16 protein-coding genes are annotated in these 16,800 nt (G+C 40.8%); 3 read left to right on the forward strand and 13 right to left on the reverse strand.

All coding sequences use genetic code 11. The features are described from left to right. Positions 1-31 precede the first annotated feature (31 nt). From nusA to JZY04_RS12310, 11 genes are all read right to left on the reverse strand, one after another. Positions 32-1,294 (reverse strand): transcription termination factor NusA, encoded by a 1,263-nt coding sequence (gene nusA / locus JZY04_RS12260; RefSeq protein ID WP_005812181.1) that lies wholly within the window; start codon positions 1,292-1,294, stop codon positions 32-34. A gap of 2 nt (positions 1,295-1,296) precedes the next feature. Then, positions 1,297-1,764 carry a ribosome assembly cofactor RimP gene (gene rimP / locus JZY04_RS12265; protein ID WP_005779347.1) on the reverse strand — a complete coding sequence of 156 codons (468 nt, stop codon included), beginning with the start codon at positions 1,762-1,764 and terminating at the stop codon, positions 1,297-1,299. A 137-nt stretch (positions 1,765-1,901) separates the two neighbouring features. Continuing rightward, entirely contained in the window at positions 1,902-3,116 is a 1,215-nt protein-coding gene (locus tag JZY04_RS12270; RefSeq protein WP_181996398.1) for a 6-bladed beta-propeller, read from the reverse strand. Next, positions 3,116-4,267 carry a 6-bladed beta-propeller gene (locus JZY04_RS12275; protein WP_122142617.1) on the reverse strand — a complete coding sequence of 384 codons (1,152 nt, stop codon included), beginning with the start codon at positions 4,265-4,267 and terminating at the stop codon, positions 3,116-3,118. Before JZY04_RS12275 ends, JZY04_RS12270 begins: the two co-directional genes overlap by 1 nt. Positions 4,268-4,437: 170 nt before the next feature. Continuing rightward, the gene (locus JZY04_RS12280; protein WP_005779353.1) at positions 4,438-5,541 is read right to left on the reverse strand and encodes a hypothetical protein; all 1,104 of its coding nucleotides are present in this window, start codon (positions 5,539-5,541) and stop codon (positions 4,438-4,440) included. A 13-nt stretch (positions 5,542-5,554) separates the two neighbouring features. Then, the gene (gene fucP, locus JZY04_RS12285) at positions 5,555-6,886 is read right to left on the reverse strand and encodes an L-fucose:H+ symporter permease (RefSeq protein WP_032536472.1); all 1,332 of its coding nucleotides are present in this window, start codon (positions 6,884-6,886) and stop codon (positions 5,555-5,557) included. 11 nt (positions 6,887-6,897) lie between these two features. Continuing rightward, the gene (locus JZY04_RS12290) at positions 6,898-8,310 is read right to left on the reverse strand and encodes a rhamnulokinase family protein (protein ID WP_122142618.1); all 1,413 of its coding nucleotides are present in this window, start codon (positions 8,308-8,310) and stop codon (positions 6,898-6,900) included. Positions 8,311-8,329: 19 nt separating this feature from the next. Then, positions 8,330-8,968, reverse strand: coding sequence for a class II aldolase/adducin family protein (locus JZY04_RS12295; RefSeq protein ID WP_122142619.1), 639 nt, complete (start codon positions 8,966-8,968; stop codon positions 8,330-8,332). After that, the gene (gene fucO, locus JZY04_RS12300; RefSeq protein WP_122142620.1) at positions 8,965-10,119 is read right to left on the reverse strand and encodes a lactaldehyde reductase; all 1,155 of its coding nucleotides are present in this window, start codon (positions 10,117-10,119) and stop codon (positions 8,965-8,967) included. Before fucO ends, JZY04_RS12295 begins: the two co-directional genes overlap by 4 nt. An 18-nt stretch (positions 10,120-10,137) precedes the next feature. Continuing rightward, positions 10,138-11,910 carry an L-fucose isomerase gene (gene fucI, locus JZY04_RS12305; RefSeq protein WP_005779363.1) on the reverse strand — a complete coding sequence of 591 codons (1,773 nt, stop codon included), beginning with the start codon at positions 11,908-11,910 and terminating at the stop codon, positions 10,138-10,140. Positions 11,911-11,982: 72 nt separating this feature from the next. Beyond that, complete coding sequence (locus tag JZY04_RS12310; RefSeq protein ID WP_122142621.1) at positions 11,983-12,963, reverse strand: GntR family transcriptional regulator; 981 nt, start codon at positions 12,961-12,963, stop codon at positions 11,983-11,985. Positions 12,964-13,190: 227 nt separating this feature from the next. Here JZY04_RS12310 and JZY04_RS12315 point away from each other — a divergent pair, with 227 nt between their 5' ends. Further along, positions 13,191-13,589, forward strand: coding sequence for a hypothetical protein (locus JZY04_RS12315; protein ID WP_122142622.1), 399 nt, complete (start codon positions 13,191-13,193; stop codon positions 13,587-13,589). Positions 13,590-13,784: 195 nt separating this feature from the next. On the opposite strand, the gene JZY04_RS12320 is transcribed toward JZY04_RS12315, so the two are convergent. Beyond that, positions 13,785-14,483, reverse strand: coding sequence for a SprT family zinc-dependent metalloprotease (locus JZY04_RS12320; protein WP_022011219.1), 699 nt, complete (start codon positions 14,481-14,483; stop codon positions 13,785-13,787). Positions 14,484-14,603: 120 nt separating this feature from the next. Between JZY04_RS12320 and JZY04_RS12325 the strand changes: the two genes are divergently transcribed. Continuing rightward, positions 14,604-15,338, forward strand: coding sequence for a head GIN domain-containing protein (locus JZY04_RS12325; protein WP_122142623.1), 735 nt, complete (start codon positions 14,604-14,606; stop codon positions 15,336-15,338). Positions 15,339-15,356: 18 nt separating this feature from the next. Next, positions 15,357-16,136: a head GIN domain-containing protein gene (locus tag JZY04_RS12330; RefSeq protein WP_122142624.1), complete on the forward strand. Its 780-nt coding sequence runs from the start codon at positions 15,357-15,359 to the stop codon at positions 16,134-16,136. A 187-nt stretch (positions 16,137-16,323) separates the two neighbouring features. Here JZY04_RS12330 and JZY04_RS12335 read toward each other — a convergent pair whose 3' ends face one another. Further along, positions 16,324-16,800, reverse strand: coding sequence for a DUF4252 domain-containing protein (locus tag JZY04_RS12335; RefSeq protein WP_005779373.1), 477 nt, complete (start codon positions 16,798-16,800; stop codon positions 16,324-16,326).

The raw sequence follows: 16,800 nt of genomic DNA on the forward strand, positions 1-16,800 counted from the left end.
TGGCATATCGGCACATCATCGCATTGATCTATTATTCATTATCTTCAAACTCCGATTTCAAAATGCGTAATACCTCGTCCACCGTCTCTTCTTCCAGATCCGTTTTTTCAATCAGCATTTCGCGAGGTGCAGTCAATACGGACTTAGCCGTATCAATGCCAATTGCTTTAATAGCATCAATCACCCATCCGTCGATTTCATCTCTGAATTCATCCAGATAAATGTCTTCATCCTGCGCGTTTTCATCCAACTCACGGAACACGTCGATAGTGTACTCGGTCAACATACTGGCCAGTTTGATATTCAAACCGCCTTTACCAATAGCCAACGATACCTCTTCCGGTTTCAGGAATACCTCAGCTTTACGTTCTTCTTCATTCAACCGAATAGAAGAGATTTTGGCCGGGCTTAAAGCACGCTGGATAAACAATGAAATATTTGATGTATAATTAATCACATCAATGTTTTCATTGCGAAGTTCACGTACGATGCCATGAATACGACTTCCCTTTACACCTACACAGGCTCCTACGGGATCAATTCTGTCATCATAAGATTCTACCGCAATCTTAGCACGTTCACCGGGAATACGGGCAATCTTTTTGATGGTAATCAAGCCATCGTTTATTTCAGGTACTTCCATCTCGAACAAGCGCTGCAGGAAAACCGGAGAAGTACGCGAGAGGATAATCTTCGGATTGTTGTTTTTGTTGTCCACGCGTGCCACCACTGCACGGGCAGTTTCTCCTTTACGATAAAAATCGCTTGGTATCTGCTCTGTTTTCGGCAACAATAACTCGTTTCCTTCATCGTCAAGCAGCAACATCTCTTTTTTCCAGATCTGATATACTTCTGCGTTGATGATAGTACCTACTTTGTCAATGTATTTATTATAAATACTGTCCTTTTCAAGCTCAAGAATTTTAGAAGCCAGTGTCTGACGAAGATTCAAAATAGCACGGCGACCGAACTTAGCGAAAATCACTTCATCGGTTACTTCTTCACCCACTTCGTAAGAAGCATCGATTTTTTGTGCTTCAGTCAACGAAATTTGCATATTCGGGTTAGTCAAATCCTCGTCTGCCACTACCTCACGGTTACGCCATATTTCAAAGTCACCCTTATCCGGGTTCACAATTACGTCGTAATTTTCATCAGTGCCAAACATTTTCGCGATCACACTACGGAACGACTCTTCAAGCACGCTTACCATCGTGGTTCTATCGATATTCTTCAGTTCCTTAAATTCCGAAAATGTATCAATCAAGCTGATTGTTTCTTCTTTCTTGGCCATAATTATTTAAAACTAATTAAGTATTTAGTATATTTTATATCATCATAGGTGAAGGTTTCATCCTCTTCTACCAACTGAGGACGTTTGGCTCCTTCGGGTTTTACTTTCTTTTGTACGGTCACAACAAACTTTTCTTCATCGGCATCTTTCAAGACCCCGCTCAGTTTGCGTCCGCCTTTAGTCAGTACTTCCACCTCCAGGCCGATGTGGTTATAGTACTGTTGCAATACTTTAAATGGCTGTCCGATTCCGGCAGAACCTACTTCCAGCTCATAATCTTCCTCTTCACGGTTCAGTTTCGACTCAATGAAGCGACTCAGCTCCACACAGTCTTCAATCCAAACACCTTCTGCATGGTCAATTTCGACCACAATTTTGTCATCAGGGCTGACGGTCACTTCTACCAGAAAATAGTCTTTTCCCTCCAGCCACTCTTCAACAATCTGACAAACAGTTCTTTTTTCTATCATTGATTAACTATTAAGAACAAAAAAAGGAGCTTAATCGCCCCTCCACCTTTCATCCGTTTCGGGTGCAAAGATATAAATAATCTGTTCGACTACAAAATATTAGAGAAAAAAAAGAAATGATAAGAAAAAAACAGGAACTATCTACATTTCAATCGACCATAGAAAATATAATTGTTATCGTTTTCTTTAATACTCCCAAGCAGTTCGGTCAGCTTTCTTCGATCCGAATCCGAGATAATTTCACCTGAAGACAAACGCTCCTCAACCATTTGCTTCAATCGTGCAGGTTCAACATTCCAAACATAATATCCGTCATGAGATGAAAAGAACCAGTCAGCAGAAATGCCACCTAAGAAATCATTGTATATTTCAACAAAAGCGCCTCGTAAAGTATGTTTATCAACCATATAATATTCCGGAGGAGTGGTAGTTGACGAATGTGGACTTAGCCTTACAGGATATGATATTTCTCCCCAGAAGTGATTCGGCAACTCTCCGAAGCTGTGTGGGGTCAACTCATGTCCTCCATAATCAAGCGTAAAACGTGGAACGAGCCTAAACTCGTGGTTATTATAGTGATATAATGAATCGTTACGATATTGCCCTCCAAACCAGAAACCGATATCCATCACCGTCCCATTATTCAGAGATTTGATTTCATTTCCATAATCATTCACGGCCAAATACCCTGCCGGAAGTTCTTTTATAATCTTGCCATCCAAACTTTGCGTCCAAATCATAGGCGAATGCCTATCACCTACAAAGTCACGATTAAAAGAAAGAGCACAAACATGCACTCGTCCTCGTTCCGTTTCTACATGAAATACCCCTTTAGGTGACCAATGCACCAATCGAATCGGTTGAAGTATATTTCCTTGTAAATCGAATACCAAGATATGGTCGGCCTGCCAACATAACACATAAAGCCGGTTATTCTCCTCATCCATCTGTGCATCGTAAGCTAAGCCATATTCACCCGCACCTTGACCAAAGGAACCGATATCCCTCAAATAGGTCCCGCTTTTAGTAAAAAGTTTGAAAGGGACATGCCCCATTTTATATACTAAAATATACTGTTTGCCAATAATTGTTTTGGAAGGAGATACCAATGCAGCATCCCGATTATCAAGTTTGACCATTTCCAGTTCCTCGACAAAATGACTAAGAGGTACAGTAACCGTATCCTTCAACATAGACAAGTGGCAGACCCAAACGCTATCAGAGCCTGCCATTTCAACCGTAGCCACTTGCTTATGCCCCCAAACATCATTTATCTCCCCGGAAGCTAATGGCGAACAAGCCATTAACTTCCCAAGAAGACAAATAATCAATATCTTGCGGAACAGCTTCATCATTTATTGAAGTTCATAATTTGTAATACAGGGTTACCTTCTTCAGGTATAGAGTCCATTATTGCCCGGAAACGAGAGTCAAACTGCTCTTTTTCAGCTTGCATCGACTCTCCTTTCATAGTAGAAGGCCAATAATAACCAATGCCGATACCTGGAGTATTCGTTGTACGGGTTCTCTGTACATTGCAGACATCTTTTAAAACAGCCCATCCGGTTTCATTTTTCAAAGTATACATTTTCTGCTCCTTCTTATCGAAATAGTAATAGTTCATTGGCATATCCGGAGTCAACCATTTCGTACCGAGCGTAGTATACAAAGTATAGTCTTTAGCATCAATCGCCGGATGTAGCTTAACAAACTCTGCATTTTCAAATTTATATTCTGTCACTTCATCAATAACTTGTTTTACTTCATATGTTTCAGCATCAATAAAATACACGCCTTTCAATGATAAATCTGAAAATAAAATCCCACCATAAGCTGGCTTCAATGGTTCATAGCCAATACGCCCCTCGCTATCCCACACAAAATTATCTATCGTAATAGGACACACATGCAACTTTTTGCCATCTTTTTTAGAAACGATGCAAACTGCCTCTCCGTTATTACGATTCGTAAAAGGACAATATATCAGTACGGCCTCATCATTCAAGTTAGCAAACTTCCAAGAGCAACCGGGCGTCGGGAAGCTTCGTTTAAATTTCCCATTCAAATCATAAACTATAAACTTTTTAGCCCAGTCCAACACTATAATTTCTTTATTAGGACTGTCCACATAGAAAGAGTTCAGAGACGCCCATTCCTGAGGGCCGCCCCCTTTATGACGCATTTGCAATAATGGATTTCCCTGACGGTCAAAAATAAATATAGCCTGCTGCTCTTCATCCTGAATATAAATCCGGTCTTCAGTGACCTGCATACAGGGATTTGTCGGTAACCTACCCAACAATGAATTTTCATCGTCTTTTAATAACACATAATCACTAACTGCCAGATCGGACAGTTTCAACTCTTTTATCGGATACTCTTTTAATCCATCGTAAACAAAAGGAGTATTTGCCACCTCTACCTGTTTTCCGGAATTAGACGAACATGCTACTAAAACAAGTAGCCCTGCCGACATAATGAAATAGTTCAGTCGATTCAACATATCATGTACATTTTTAAAGTTTTGATATTGCAAAATTAACCATCGGGTACAGGAAAAACAAAAAGGGATATAGACAAAGCACTTCAAAAATCAGCACACTATCACACTATATACCAACACATTAGACAGGTCCTTTCTTAAAATAGCATGGACAAACAAGTTTCCGAGAACTAAAAACCACGCAAAAAATCATCTAAAGAGTCCGAATCCTCTGCTCCAAGCTTCTCTCGCTTGATGCGAAATTTCTTTTTACTAACCGAGGTACGACTAATACAATAAATATCGGAAAGGTCCTTTATACTGACATTGATCTTCACCAGACAGCAGAAATAAATATCTTTTAAAGTCAACAAAGGAAAGCGTGCAAGCAACCGTTGTGAAAACCCATCATAAGCATTATCCACCGTCTGACGAATTTCCTCCCACTCTCTTTCCGACAAAGCTATGCGATGTTCACCACTCTCCTGCTCTTCTTCATTGAGGGAGGGTATTTTACGCAAAACATCGACCTTACGGAACAAAGACTCTCGCAAAACCGCCTCTTTTTCTCTCAAAGCACTTAACTCTTCAGTTTGTTTCAGTATTTGGTTCTCTTGCTCCAACTTGGCTTTCTCTTCAAGAAGCAGACGCTCTTTTTCACGCTTTATCTTATTTTGCCGGTAGAAAATAAACAAAGCAATCAGTATAATCAGACAAAGGCTCAAAGTTAACATAGCAATTTCCCGATTCTGTTTGGCAATCTTCAATTGGTTTAACTCGTTTTTCAACCTCTCTTCCTGATATAGAGCTTCACTGTTATCACTTTGCACATGGCCTATCTCCACCCGGAAAAGCGCATCTGCCTTCTGCGTGGAATAGAACACTTGCTTCTCATTTCCTTCCATAAGTTCCAGTTCTGCAAGTTTCCTCCAAGCTTCGATAGCAATATGCGGATGAATGGAATGGGCTGCCATACTAAAATAACGACGGGCAGAATCATATTGATGGATGGAATAATATACGTCCCCGCGTGCCAATATATAATAAGGACGTCCGTAATGTTCCACTTGGATACGAGCGGAATCCAGCCAAGATAAAGCTCCCTGATAATTATTCTCTGTCAGGCAACTGTCAGCCCGTTTCTGACAATACCACTCCCATTGACGAAGCCTCATGAATGCTGTATCCACCGGTATAGAAAACACTGCTTCTTCCGCTAATGGCACTTTCCCGCAAGAGGCTAATGACACAAGCAGAAGAAAACAGTTGCTCAGAAGAATCGTCAAACGCCGCATCCGATTCTCAATATTACTTTCGTGCCGCTTTTATCTTCTTCACACGTGCACAAGTACGATGTCCATAAATGATAATCACTACGAAACAGATAAAAGGAAGTATGAAAGACAAGTTTACAGCAGGCATACCCAACAATGTATGTTGGTCAATAATACAAGCCTGTAACGGTGGCAACACAGAGCCTCCCAAAATAGCCATAATCAAACCGGCAGCCCCAAACTTGGCATCATCACCTAAACCACGAAGAGCAATGCCATAAATCGTGGGAAACATTAGTGACATACAAGCCGAAACAGCTACTAAACAATACAATCCCCATATGTTTTGCAAAAAAATCACACCCAACGTAAAAGCACCACCCGCAATCGCAAGAATCTTGAGAAGCATCCCCGGATTCAGGTAGCGAAGAATAAATGTACACACGAAACGGCTTATGCAAAAAATAATCATAGCAATTATATTATATTCCTGGGAAAGCACTTCAGCAGCCTTCTCCTCCATTCCCTGCGACATAAACAAGCGTGTTCCATATTGGATAACAAAAGTCCAACACATAATCTGTGCACCCACATAAAAGAATTGCGCTATGACTCCTTCTCTATAATGATGAACTTTAAAAATACGCTTTAGCGTTGGTATAAAATCAATATTATGATTCTTATCACCATTCTTAGGCATTTTAACGGCACGTATCAGAAAAAGCATGGCAAGAATCACTAATCCTATAATCAGGTAAGGGGCAATCAGCACGGACAAATCCGACTCTTTCAATACCTCAAACTCAGACGGAGACAATTGGCTGCGTTCTACCGTATCCATGGGATTCAGACGCGCCTGAATGAAGTTCATGGCTACATACATACCCAATAATGATCCCATTGGATTAAACGACTGCGCCAGATTCAATCGTCGGGTCGCCGTCTCCTCCGTACCCATCGATAATATATAAGGGTTAGCACTTGTTTCCAGAAACGAGAGTCCACACGTCAAAATAAAATAAGCGAGCAGGAAAGGGTAATAATCGCCTGTCATCTTTGCCGGAAAAAACAGCAAGGCACCCAAAGCATATAGCCCCAGTCCCAGCAGGATACCGGCTTTATAAGAGTATTTACGAATAAACATTGCAGCAGGGAAGGCCATCGCAAAGTAGCCTCCGTAAAAAGCGACCTGCACCAATGCCCCGTCGGTGACACTCATACGAAATATTTTCGAGAAGGCCTTTACCATTGGATTGGTAATATCATTAGCGAACCCCCATAAGGCAAAACAAGAAGTCACTAAAATAAATGGCAGGATATAACTAACTCCATCTTTATGAAGAATGGAACGGTTGGTGTTTTTCATGGGTTGTCGGGTTATTCAGGATAATATACCTGAGGTTTTACACTGTTTATGATAATTTCTTTTAGCTCTTCCCAAGTATCTATTTCACCTTGAGCTTTCGCTTGTACTAAGATATTGCCGATAGCAGTCGCTTCCACCGGACCTGCATATACCGGAATGCCTAAAGCATTTGCAGTAAGTTGGTTTAGCAAACGATTCTGGCAGCCTCCTCCGATAATATGGAGTTGTTTAACCGGTACCGGCAGACAGCGATTCATCTGTTCAACTCCTAATTTATAACGGTGTGCCAATGATTCAGTGACACAACGGACAAACTCTCCTTGAGAAACCGGCACTCTCAAATGATGCTTATGACAATACTCAGCAATCGACTCTTCCATACAGTCTGGATTGCAAAAAGAGGAATCATCTACATCGATTACCGAACGGATATCTGATAACGTTGCTTCGGCTATCACACGATCATAACTGGTTTCTTCGCCCCGTTCTTTCCACTCAACCATCAAACGTTGTAAAATCCAAAGCCCGGTTATATTCTGCAAGAAGCGTATCTTGCCTTGTATGCCACCCTCATTCGTGAATCCTCCCAAACGTGCTTCCTCCGTCAAAATCGGTTGGTCAATCTCTGTTCCGAGCAAGGACCAGGTTCCCGAACTAAGATAAGCCCGATCCGGTTCATTGGAAGGAACAGCAAATACAGCACTGGCTGTGTCATGTGAACCGACAGCAACGACATCAATACAGCCTAAACCGGTTTCATCCGCAATTTCTTGTTTCAGTTTACCGCGAATAGTCCCGGGAAGCACAATGTCACCAAAAAGATGTCGGGGTAATCCTAATTCACTAATCAAGTTATCCGACCAGTTGCGCTGACAAGCATCAAGTAACTCAGAAGTAGAAGCAATACAATATTCATTATTCGCTGTTCCTGTAAGGAAATAGCTGAACAAATCAGGCATAAATAATAGTTTATCAGCTACCCGGAGTTGTACATCGTTGTTCTGCTTCATACTATATAGTTGAAACAGAGTATTGATAGGCATCACTTGGATGCCTGTTTCTGCATAATGGGCAGCTTGATCAATCTGCTTAAACACCCGCTCAGGCATACCATTAGTACGAGAATCACGGTAACAAACCGGATTGCCCAACAGATTACCATCTTTGTCAATCAGCCCAAAATCGACTCCCCAGGTATCTATAGCGATACTTTTCACCAGATAGCCTTTTCGGGCAGCGACACGAAGTCCGTTTTTCATTTCTTCGAAGAGAGAAAGAAAATCCCAATAGACATGCTTCCCAAGTCTAATTTGCCGATTACCAAAACGATATACCTCTTCCAGTTTTAGCTTACCTTCAGTGAGGGTACCGGCCATAATACGGCCACTACCTCCACCAAAGTCAGCTGCTAAGTAAGTACTCATAAGCTGGTCGTCATTATTTCTATTTTGTTTTCTTTCCTAACACATATATTTCCAGATCATCAATCTCTTCCGGAGTCAGGACCGAATAATCTCCTCCGGATTGAACGATAATCCGGCAAGCCATTTCAAAGAAAGTGGCCCGTTCGTACACCTGATCAAAATCTTTACCACACACCACCTGCCCATGATTGGTCAGCAATACAGAGTTATGCTCTTTCATCGCTTCCACAACAGCTTCAGCCAGTTCAGGCGAGCCCGGACGATAGTAAGGAATGATAGGAATCTCTTTACCGACATGGCAAGGTACCTCAGCAGTTACATTGAAATTTGACGGTTTGTTTCTCATACAGGAAACAGCCGTAGCATATTCCGATTGAAAATGCAGAACTACATTTACATCCGGACGTTCACGAAGGATTCCCAAATGAAAAGTACTTTCCATAGAAGGTTTTACTCCATTCTGGGGTATACCCGTAGCAATATTGCAAACAGATACTTTTTCTTTCTGTAGGTTCGGTACCCAAGAACCCGTTCCGGAAACAAGTGCTTCTTCACCGATTCTCCATGAAAGGTTACCACTGCTGCACAACATTAATTTGGCATCGCCATAGCGATGTGCCTGAGCAAGATATTGCTCGATATGTTCATTAGTTATCATAATGCTTTCTTATATAAATCAAGAATAATTTCTTTTGTTACTTCCCGTGGATTACCCGGCGTACAGACATCAGCAAACGCAGCCGTAGCAAGACGGTCAAGATCCCTTTCCTGAATGCCCAAATCGGACAAGTGTTGTGGAATATTGACCCTCAAAGATAATGCTTTTACAGCATCTACCGCTGCTTTCGCTGCCTCTTCTTTAGCCATACCTGCAGAATACACGTTCATAGCCTTAGCTATCTCTACATATTTGTCAAGAGCAGCCGGAGCATTGAACTCCATAACAATAGGTAATAACAACGCATTGGCTACGCCATGAGGAATATCAAAAATAGCCCCCAACGGATGTGCCATACCATGAACGACTCCTAAACCGACATTCGAAAAAGCCATACCGGCAATATACTGGGCTACTGCCATACCGTTACGTGCCTCTGCATTCGATGGTTCTTCAACGGCAGTCACAAGATAACGATTGATCATTTCAATAGCTTTAATTTCGAACATATCACTCATCTCCCATGCCCCTTTGGTTATTAAACCTTCAATAGCATGAGTCAGTGCGTCGAGTCCCGTAGCTGCAGTCAGACTTTTAGGAAGTGTGTACATCAACTCAGCATCCACTATCGCAATAGACGGAATATCATTAGGATCTACACAAACCATCTTCTTCTGGTTCTGTTCATCTGTTATCACATAGTTGATAGTCACCTCTGCCGCAGTTCCTGCAGTAGTAGGCAACGCGATGATGGGAACAGATTTCTTCTTGGTATCTGCCACTCCCTCCAATGAAACGACATCACTGAATTCCGGGTTATTGGTAATAATACCAATCGCCTTTGCCGTATCCATAGAAGATCCGCCACCTATAGCCAAAATAAAGTCTGCACCGGAAGATGCAAATGCCTCGACACCGGCTTTCACATTCGACACTGTAGGATTGGGCTTAATCTCACTGAATATTTCATAAGGAATCTTGGCAGCTTCCAGCACCTTAAGTACTTTGTCAGCTACTCCAAACTTTATCAAATCTTTGTCTGTTGCGACAAATGCTTTGTGCAGCCCCAAACGTGAAATCTCTTTTGGGAGCACTTCACGTGCTCCCGGACCGAAGTAAGAAACTTCGTTTAATATAAATCGATTAATCATGTTGTACTCTTCTAAAGGTTATTTATAAATAGGACCATAAGTAGTACAAGCTCTATAATCTGCTCCTTCTTTATCCATACCAAAAGCATTCCAAGCTGCCGGACGGAAAATCTGGTCTTCTTCTACATTATGCATGCAAACCGGAATACGAAGCATGGAAGCCAATGTAATCACATCCTGCCCAATATGTCCATAACTGATCGCCCCATGATTGGCCCCCCAGTTATTCATCACAGAATATACATCTTTAAAGGCCGGTTTATCACACAAACGAGGAACAAACCAGGTAGTAGGCCATGTACGATCCGTACGTTCGTCAAGTAATTTATGAATCTCCGGATCAATCTCTACTGTCCAACCTTCGGCTATCTGCAGCACTGGACCAAGACCTTTTATCAGGTTCAACCGCATCATAGTTACAGGCATACCTCCTTTTGATAAGAAATTGGAAGAGAAACCACCTCCACGGAAATAATCGCGATTAGCCGGATACCAGGTAGTAGCCTCCAGACACTTCTCAACTTCTCCTTCTGTAATTTCCCAGCAAGGTTTCATCGCAGGTTCTCCGTTAGCATTCGTCTGCTGTCCGGTTCCGTCAAGAGTAGTTGCCCCCGAATTAATCAAGTGAATAATACCGTTAGCAGCCATTCCTGTCAACTCTTTACCGGTCACACGTTTCACTGCTTCCGGACTCCAATATGTGCGTACATCTGAAAAAATCTGTGCACGATTCGTCAGCAGATGACCAAACAGCATAGCCACACCGTTACAAGCATCGTTTTCTGTTGCAACGACAAAAGCCTCACGAATACCATTCCAATCGAACGAAGTATTGAGTAATGCTTCAGAGAAGTCGCCATTCGGATAGAAATCGGTCCACTGACGCTGCCCTTGGAAACCTGCCGCAATAGCATTATGCCCCAAAGCCTCTTCTTTAAATCCGAGTTCTTTCAATTTAGGGTTTCCCTGCATCAGATCGCGCATGATGATTGTCATTTTCACAATGAACTCCCAATCCTCATCTTTTTGTGCACGGGTCTTCGTTTTTTCAGGTATATTAAAGTCATTACCCTCATTCTTTTTGCAATATTTTTCAGTCCAAGCCATTGCCTTGGCATACTCTTCCTTATCATAGATTCCTTCAGCCATACGACGAATAATCTCTGTCAAATCAATCGATTCATTACGCATGCCCAGATATTCCTGGAAAAAGTCCGGGTTTACAATCGAACCGGCAATACCCATAGAAACACTGCCCATAGACAGATAAGATTTGCCACGCATTGTGGCTACAGCCTGAGCCGCACGTGCAAAACGCAGAATTTTTTCAGCTACATCTGCCGGAATAGAATTGTCATTCAAGTCTTGTACATCGCGACCATAAATGCCAAATGCCGGAAGTCCTTTCTGTGCATGTCCTGCCAGCACAGCAGCCAGATATACAGCTCCCGGACGCTCTGTTCCATTGAATCCCCAAACAGCTTTCGGATAATACGGATTCATATCCATTGTTTCGGCACCGTAACACCAGCATGAAGTGACAGTGATAGTGGCTCCTACCCCCTCACGTTCAAACTTCTCCGCACAAGCAGCACTTTCAGCCACACGTCCGATGGTTCCATCTGCAATCACACACTCCACAGGGGTTCCGTCTCCATTCTTCAAATTAGAAGTGATCAACTCGGCAACAGCTTTTGCCAGATTCATTGTTTTTTCTTCAAGGCTTTCGCGAACGCCGCCCTGACGTCCATCGATGGTGGGACGAATCCCGATTTTTGGATACTTTTTCATACTATATTATTAAGTTTATTAAACAATCTTCCTATGCTGACCTGTGCTGACATACAGGTCTGAAAAGCTCTTTTATAAAGAAGCCCTTAACCTGACCTCCGTAGGCAAGTAATCTTGTATGGTTTTCCCCTGCAAAACAAACTCAGCAGCTTTATCTCCCATCTTTTCCCAATCCACACTTAGTGCAGTTATTCCCTGATCTATCACTTCATAAGCAGGTGTATCATTATATCCGATCAAGCCAAAATCAACCCCACATTGCAATCCCTCAACCCTACTTTTCTTAATAATACTTACTACATCTATTTGGCGAATTGCTATATAAACTTCTCCTCTGCGAACCTGAAGTCCCTCAATATCACTCACCACTTCACAACCAAGATGTTGATCGGCACAAAATCTCTCAAAAAAGTCACGGCTACTCCGGGGATGCATACTATCATCTACTAACACGAAAACGAGTTTTTGATATTTTCTCAATCGATCTGCCAGTTGAAATAGCGCATTATAGAATCCTTGATCAAAGTCCTGACAAACATAAGAAAACCCCTCTTTCTCAAATTTACCGAAATCAAGAAGAAGAAGTTTGGATGGATTTATCTTATAAAGATTAGGAGACAGTTTTTCGTTATCGAAGTTCATCACAATATATTTATTATACCGCCCCAACGATTCACGGATGATGGTATTGAACAAACGTTCATTGTACTGATGAAACAATAGGTCGACTTTATAACGGATAGACAAACGCTTTACAAAACTATTATAAAGTGCATATTTAAAAGGTGAATATTCATCAAGTAGAAGAAGTACATTTTTCAATCTTCCAACCACATAATACCCTTTCCCGGGAGTAGAATCGATAATTCCTCTCTCTTTTAAATCAAGAAAAGCTTTAAATACAGTATCTCGGGAAACCTCATACGCATGGCTAAGTTGATTGATCGATGGCAGTGAATCTCCCGATTTATATACTCCCATCGAGATATCAAAGCTAATCTTGTCAGCCAATTGCTTTACTTTGGTCGTTTGTTGTCCAAAAGTTATTTTCATACGTATCAATAAAGGTTTTTAATTATAGATAGCTATGCTGAACTATCACGATACAAAGAAAGATAATTTATTCTGCTCGAACAATGTAAACTGATATGTTATACAACACAAAAGCATTAGAATTCAGAGATCTCATTATTTTTTTGTAACTTTTATACTTACACAAAAACAAATGAGATACAAAAAGATTTGCTATCTTTACCCCGAATATTAAAGAATATAGTATTATGGCACATCGTCTTAACACTAACAAGCAATTTATGGTAGGAAACGGCATTTTAGCATTTGCCGTCATATTTGTCGTAGTCATCTTTGTATATATGAGTCTGAGATTGCAACGGAAAAAAGAAGCTGTCCGTCACTTTAGTGAAACGTACTCCATTCAGCTGACAAAAGGCTTCGTGGGTGATTCGATCTCACTGTTTGTCAATGACAGCTTGATCATGAATAAACAGATTAAAGAAGAGCCTACTGCTATCGAAGTCGGACGCTTCGCAGAGCAAAGTGCACTGATGATTGTAAATAATCAGACTGAAACAGTAGCCGCATTTGATCTGAGTGAAAAAGGTGGTACTTACCGTTTTGAAAAGGATATTGACGGTATCAAACAGCTACCACAAAAATAGAAAGACGTTTTTTTCCTGACCGCATAGGGTATAAAAGACTGTAAAGGGAGATATCAAAAGACACTACAGAATTATTCCGATTCGCACAGATGAAAAAGCCCAAAACCGATTATCAATGCCGGCAATCAATCTGTAACAATCAGTGTAATCTTTGGTGGAAAGGATTCTTACAACATCTGTTTTGTGATTGCAATGTCAAATCTCAGTCTTATATTTTTTCAACTCTTCGCGCAGCTCTAAAGCTTTACCTCCGGTGAAACCATTAAGCAAATCCCAAAAACGATCACCATGATTCATCTCACAAGTATGGCAAAGTTCGTGCAAAAGAACATAATCTATCAAATGCTTTGGCAATAATACAAGAAAATAAGAGAGATTTATCTTTTTGTGAGAAGAGCAGCTTCCCCATCGTCCACGACTTGAATTTATCTGAACACTTTTGTAAGGCAACCCATACCGCTCCGAAAGCATATACAGACGGGGAGGTAAAATGATTTTTGCATTCCGCCGCAAAGCTTCTTCAATTACTTTACGGAGCCAGTCCTGTAAATTAGAATCTGTAAAATCGGCCGTCGGGGGACAAATAATCCGCATTTCTCCCAATTCGGAATGAGCCAAGAATTTCTCCCTCTTACCACTGACCAATGATAACTTGAAGTATTCTGTCTCGATCCGATAGTTCAGGTCAATCAGAGGACGTATCAACTTCTGCCTGGAATCCAACAATCTGGAACGTAATTTCTCTATCGCCTCCTTTACCTCCTTCATCGTAACTCCCGGAGGTATACTAACATAGATCGCATCAGCTTTTGTACGAAAAACGAGTCTCTTGGCACGCACATTATCACGTACGATCAGACGTCCTAACTCCTTATCTTCAATAATCTTATCCAATGTTGTTCTTAATTATAAATACAAATAAACGGATTATTTTGCAGAAAAAAGAAAGATAGATGCAACTTTTCCTACTCAACCTACGTCTAAACTAATAGAAACCTCTAAAAACGAAATAAAATGAAAACAATCTTTAAAATGTTGTCAACATTACTGTTAACAGCAGGGTTATTGAGCAGTTGCGTATATATGGGTGAAGGTATTCAACCCAGTAAGAAACTCATCACGAGAGATTATAAAGTGAAGGAGTTCAACAAAATTGACGCGGGGACCGTAGGTGACATCTATTACACACAATCCGCAGATGGAAAAACAGACGTACAAATCTATGGGCCGGATAACATTGTGGCGTTAATACAGGTAGCTGTAAAAGATAGTACCTTATTGTTAAGCATAGATAAATCGAAAAAGGTACGCAACTTCAAAAAGATGAAGATAACAATTACATCTCCAACTTTAAACAGTATTTCCTTCAAAGGAGTAGGTGATGTACATATTGATAACGGTTTGACTACCGACAACCTCTATGTGGAAAGCAAAGGAGTAGGTGATGTAAAAATTAAATCACTAACCTGCAGTAGCTTAAATGTGCAATCAATGGGTGTAGGAAATGTAAAACTTGCAGGAACAGTTCAGGCAGCTACTCTTCACTCTAAAGGGGTAGGCAATATAGAAGCCGGAAACCTGCAGGCCAATATAGTAGAAGCCAGTTCACAGGGTGTAGGAGATATTACCTGCAACGCAGTAGAATCTATCAATGCAGCTGTACGAGGAGTGGGAAGCATTAAGTATAAAGGTAATCCTACCATAAAATCACTCAATAAAAAAGGAGTGGGAACTATTAAGAATATCTAATACAATAATCACAAGACCATGAAAAAACAATTATTATCATGCCTTACAATTTCCATGCTGTTATTAATCATTGGGGCCTGTTCACAGACAAAGCAGGTAAGTGGAAGTTCAAACTATATCACTAAAGACATAAGAGTCGGTTCTTTCAGCAAAATTAAATCAATGAGCAGTTCGGATATTGTTTATACACAAAAGCAAGGAACTCCCACTGTACAGATTTATGGTCCCGACAACATCGTCCAGTTATTGGAAACCACTGTTGAAGGAAAAACACTGGTGGTTAAATTTAAAAAGAATAGCTCCATCCGCAATAGCGGAAAACTGGAAATCAGAGTATCTTCTCCATCATTAAACCATTTATCCATATATGGTTCAGGAAATACGACCTTTACAAATGGAATGGAGAGCAACGACGATCTGGAAATATCAATTTACGGATCGGGGAACATCAATGGAACCAATTTCTCTTGTACAAAACTGTCAACGCATATTTACGGTTCAGGAAACATCAATTTGAAAAAAATCGATGTACCATGCACAGAAGCAAATATTTCAGGTTCGGGAAATGTATTGCTGAACGGCAAATCGGGCAAAGCCGAGTATCGTATTGCAGGTTCGGGAGATATTAATGCCGTAGATTTAAAGACAGAAGATGTCAATGCACATATCAGTGGTTCGGGCAGCATAAAATGTCATGCTACTGAAAACCTGACGGGAGGTGTCAGTGGAAGTGGAAGTGTGGCATACAAAGGTAATCCGCAAATAAATTTTTCAAAAAGAGGACTACAAAAACTTTAAATATAGAAACTCTCTCTTAGTTTAACTTCGCTCTATGAAGACGACGTAGTATAAACATAAAAGGGCTACTGCATCACGCGGTAGCCCATTTATTTAGTTAGTTTTTTATTGAAATTGAGAGAATTGAAACTTCACAGCCTCAAATCAAAAAGTTGTTTTAATTAAGCACACTAACTATATTATATGTTTAAAGCAAATGAAAATGTCTCTTTATCTGTGCAATAAACTCCGGACTCATATTTCCGGTAAAGTTTATTACAGCAAAATGATTCTTTTCGTGCATCAGCATCACCAGTTCAACAATTGTATCCTTCTTTTTACGAACCATAATCTGACAATTCTCAGATTTATCCTTAAAAGAAAGAAACGATTCAAACCTTCCGGTATTCTTCTCAACCACCTTCAAAGCTGCATCAAAATACTTTTTTCCTTCCACATCGGAAGTAAGCACCTGCATACTCTTGAGATTAGAGATCATATCCAGCACCTCTTTATCTTTCTCAGCATCGCTCTTCATTATCTCCTCCATCATTTTCGGACTGATCGTAACACAAGTCAGATTAGAATCCGCCTTATGTTCAGCCATAAAACGTGAAGCAAAGTCCTGGGCCGAAACAGCCACAGACAGCAATGCCATCCAGCACATTAAAAGAACGCTCTTCAT

Origin of the sequence: Bacteroides sp. 11BF, from assembly GCF_019633765.1 — a bacterium.
GTDB classification, from domain to species: domain Bacteria; phylum Bacteroidota; class Bacteroidia; order Bacteroidales; family Bacteroidaceae; genus Bacteroides; species Bacteroides hominis.

What these genes read in the sequence shown, in the direction of transcription:
- JZY04_RS12280 (WP_005779353.1), bottom strand. Translation starts at nt 5,541, where the DNA reads ATGCGGCGTTTGACGATTCTTCTGAGCAACTGTTTTCTTCTGCTTGTG.
- fucP (WP_032536472.1), bottom strand. Translation starts at nt 6,886, where the DNA reads ATGAAAAACACCAACCGTTCCATTCTTCATAAAGATGGAGTTAGTTAT.
- JZY04_RS12335 (WP_005779373.1), bottom strand. Translation starts at nt 16,800, where the DNA reads ATGAAGAGCGTTCTTTTAATGTGCTGGATGGCATTGCTGTCTGTGGCT.
- fucO (WP_122142620.1), bottom strand. Translation starts at nt 10,119, where the DNA reads ATGATTAATCGATTTATATTAAACGAAGTTTCTTACTTCGGTCCGGGA.
- rimP (WP_005779347.1), bottom strand. Translation starts at nt 1,764, where the DNA reads ATGATAGAAAAAAGAACTGTTTGTCAGATTGTTGAAGAGTGGCTGGAG.
- JZY04_RS12290 (WP_122142618.1), bottom strand. Translation starts at nt 8,310, where the DNA reads ATGAGTACTTACTTAGCAGCTGACTTTGGTGGAGGTAGTGGCCGTATT.
- JZY04_RS12325 (WP_122142623.1), top strand. Translation starts at nt 14,604, where the DNA reads ATGAAAACAATCTTTAAAATGTTGTCAACATTACTGTTAACAGCAGGG.
- JZY04_RS12310 (WP_122142621.1), bottom strand. Translation starts at nt 12,963, where the DNA reads ATGAAAATAACTTTTGGACAACAAACGACCAAAGTAAAGCAATTGGCT.
- JZY04_RS12270 (WP_181996398.1), bottom strand. Translation starts at nt 3,116, where the DNA reads ATGAAGCTGTTCCGCAAGATATTGATTATTTGTCTTCTTGGGAAGTTA.
- nusA (WP_005812181.1), bottom strand. Translation starts at nt 1,294, where the DNA reads ATGGCCAAGAAAGAAGAAACAATCAGCTTGATTGATACATTTTCGGAA.
- JZY04_RS12330 (WP_122142624.1), top strand. Translation starts at nt 15,357, where the DNA reads ATGAAAAAACAATTATTATCATGCCTTACAATTTCCATGCTGTTATTA.
- JZY04_RS12275 (WP_122142617.1), bottom strand. Translation starts at nt 4,267, where the DNA reads ATGTTGAATCGACTGAACTATTTCATTATGTCGGCAGGGCTACTTGTT.
- fucI (WP_005779363.1), bottom strand. Translation starts at nt 11,910, where the DNA reads ATGAAAAAGTATCCAAAAATCGGGATTCGTCCCACCATCGATGGACGT.
- JZY04_RS12295 (WP_122142619.1), bottom strand. Translation starts at nt 8,968, where the DNA reads ATGATAACTAATGAACATATCGAGCAATATCTTGCTCAGGCACATCGC.
- JZY04_RS12315 (WP_122142622.1), top strand. Translation starts at nt 13,191, where the DNA reads ATGGCACATCGTCTTAACACTAACAAGCAATTTATGGTAGGAAACGGC.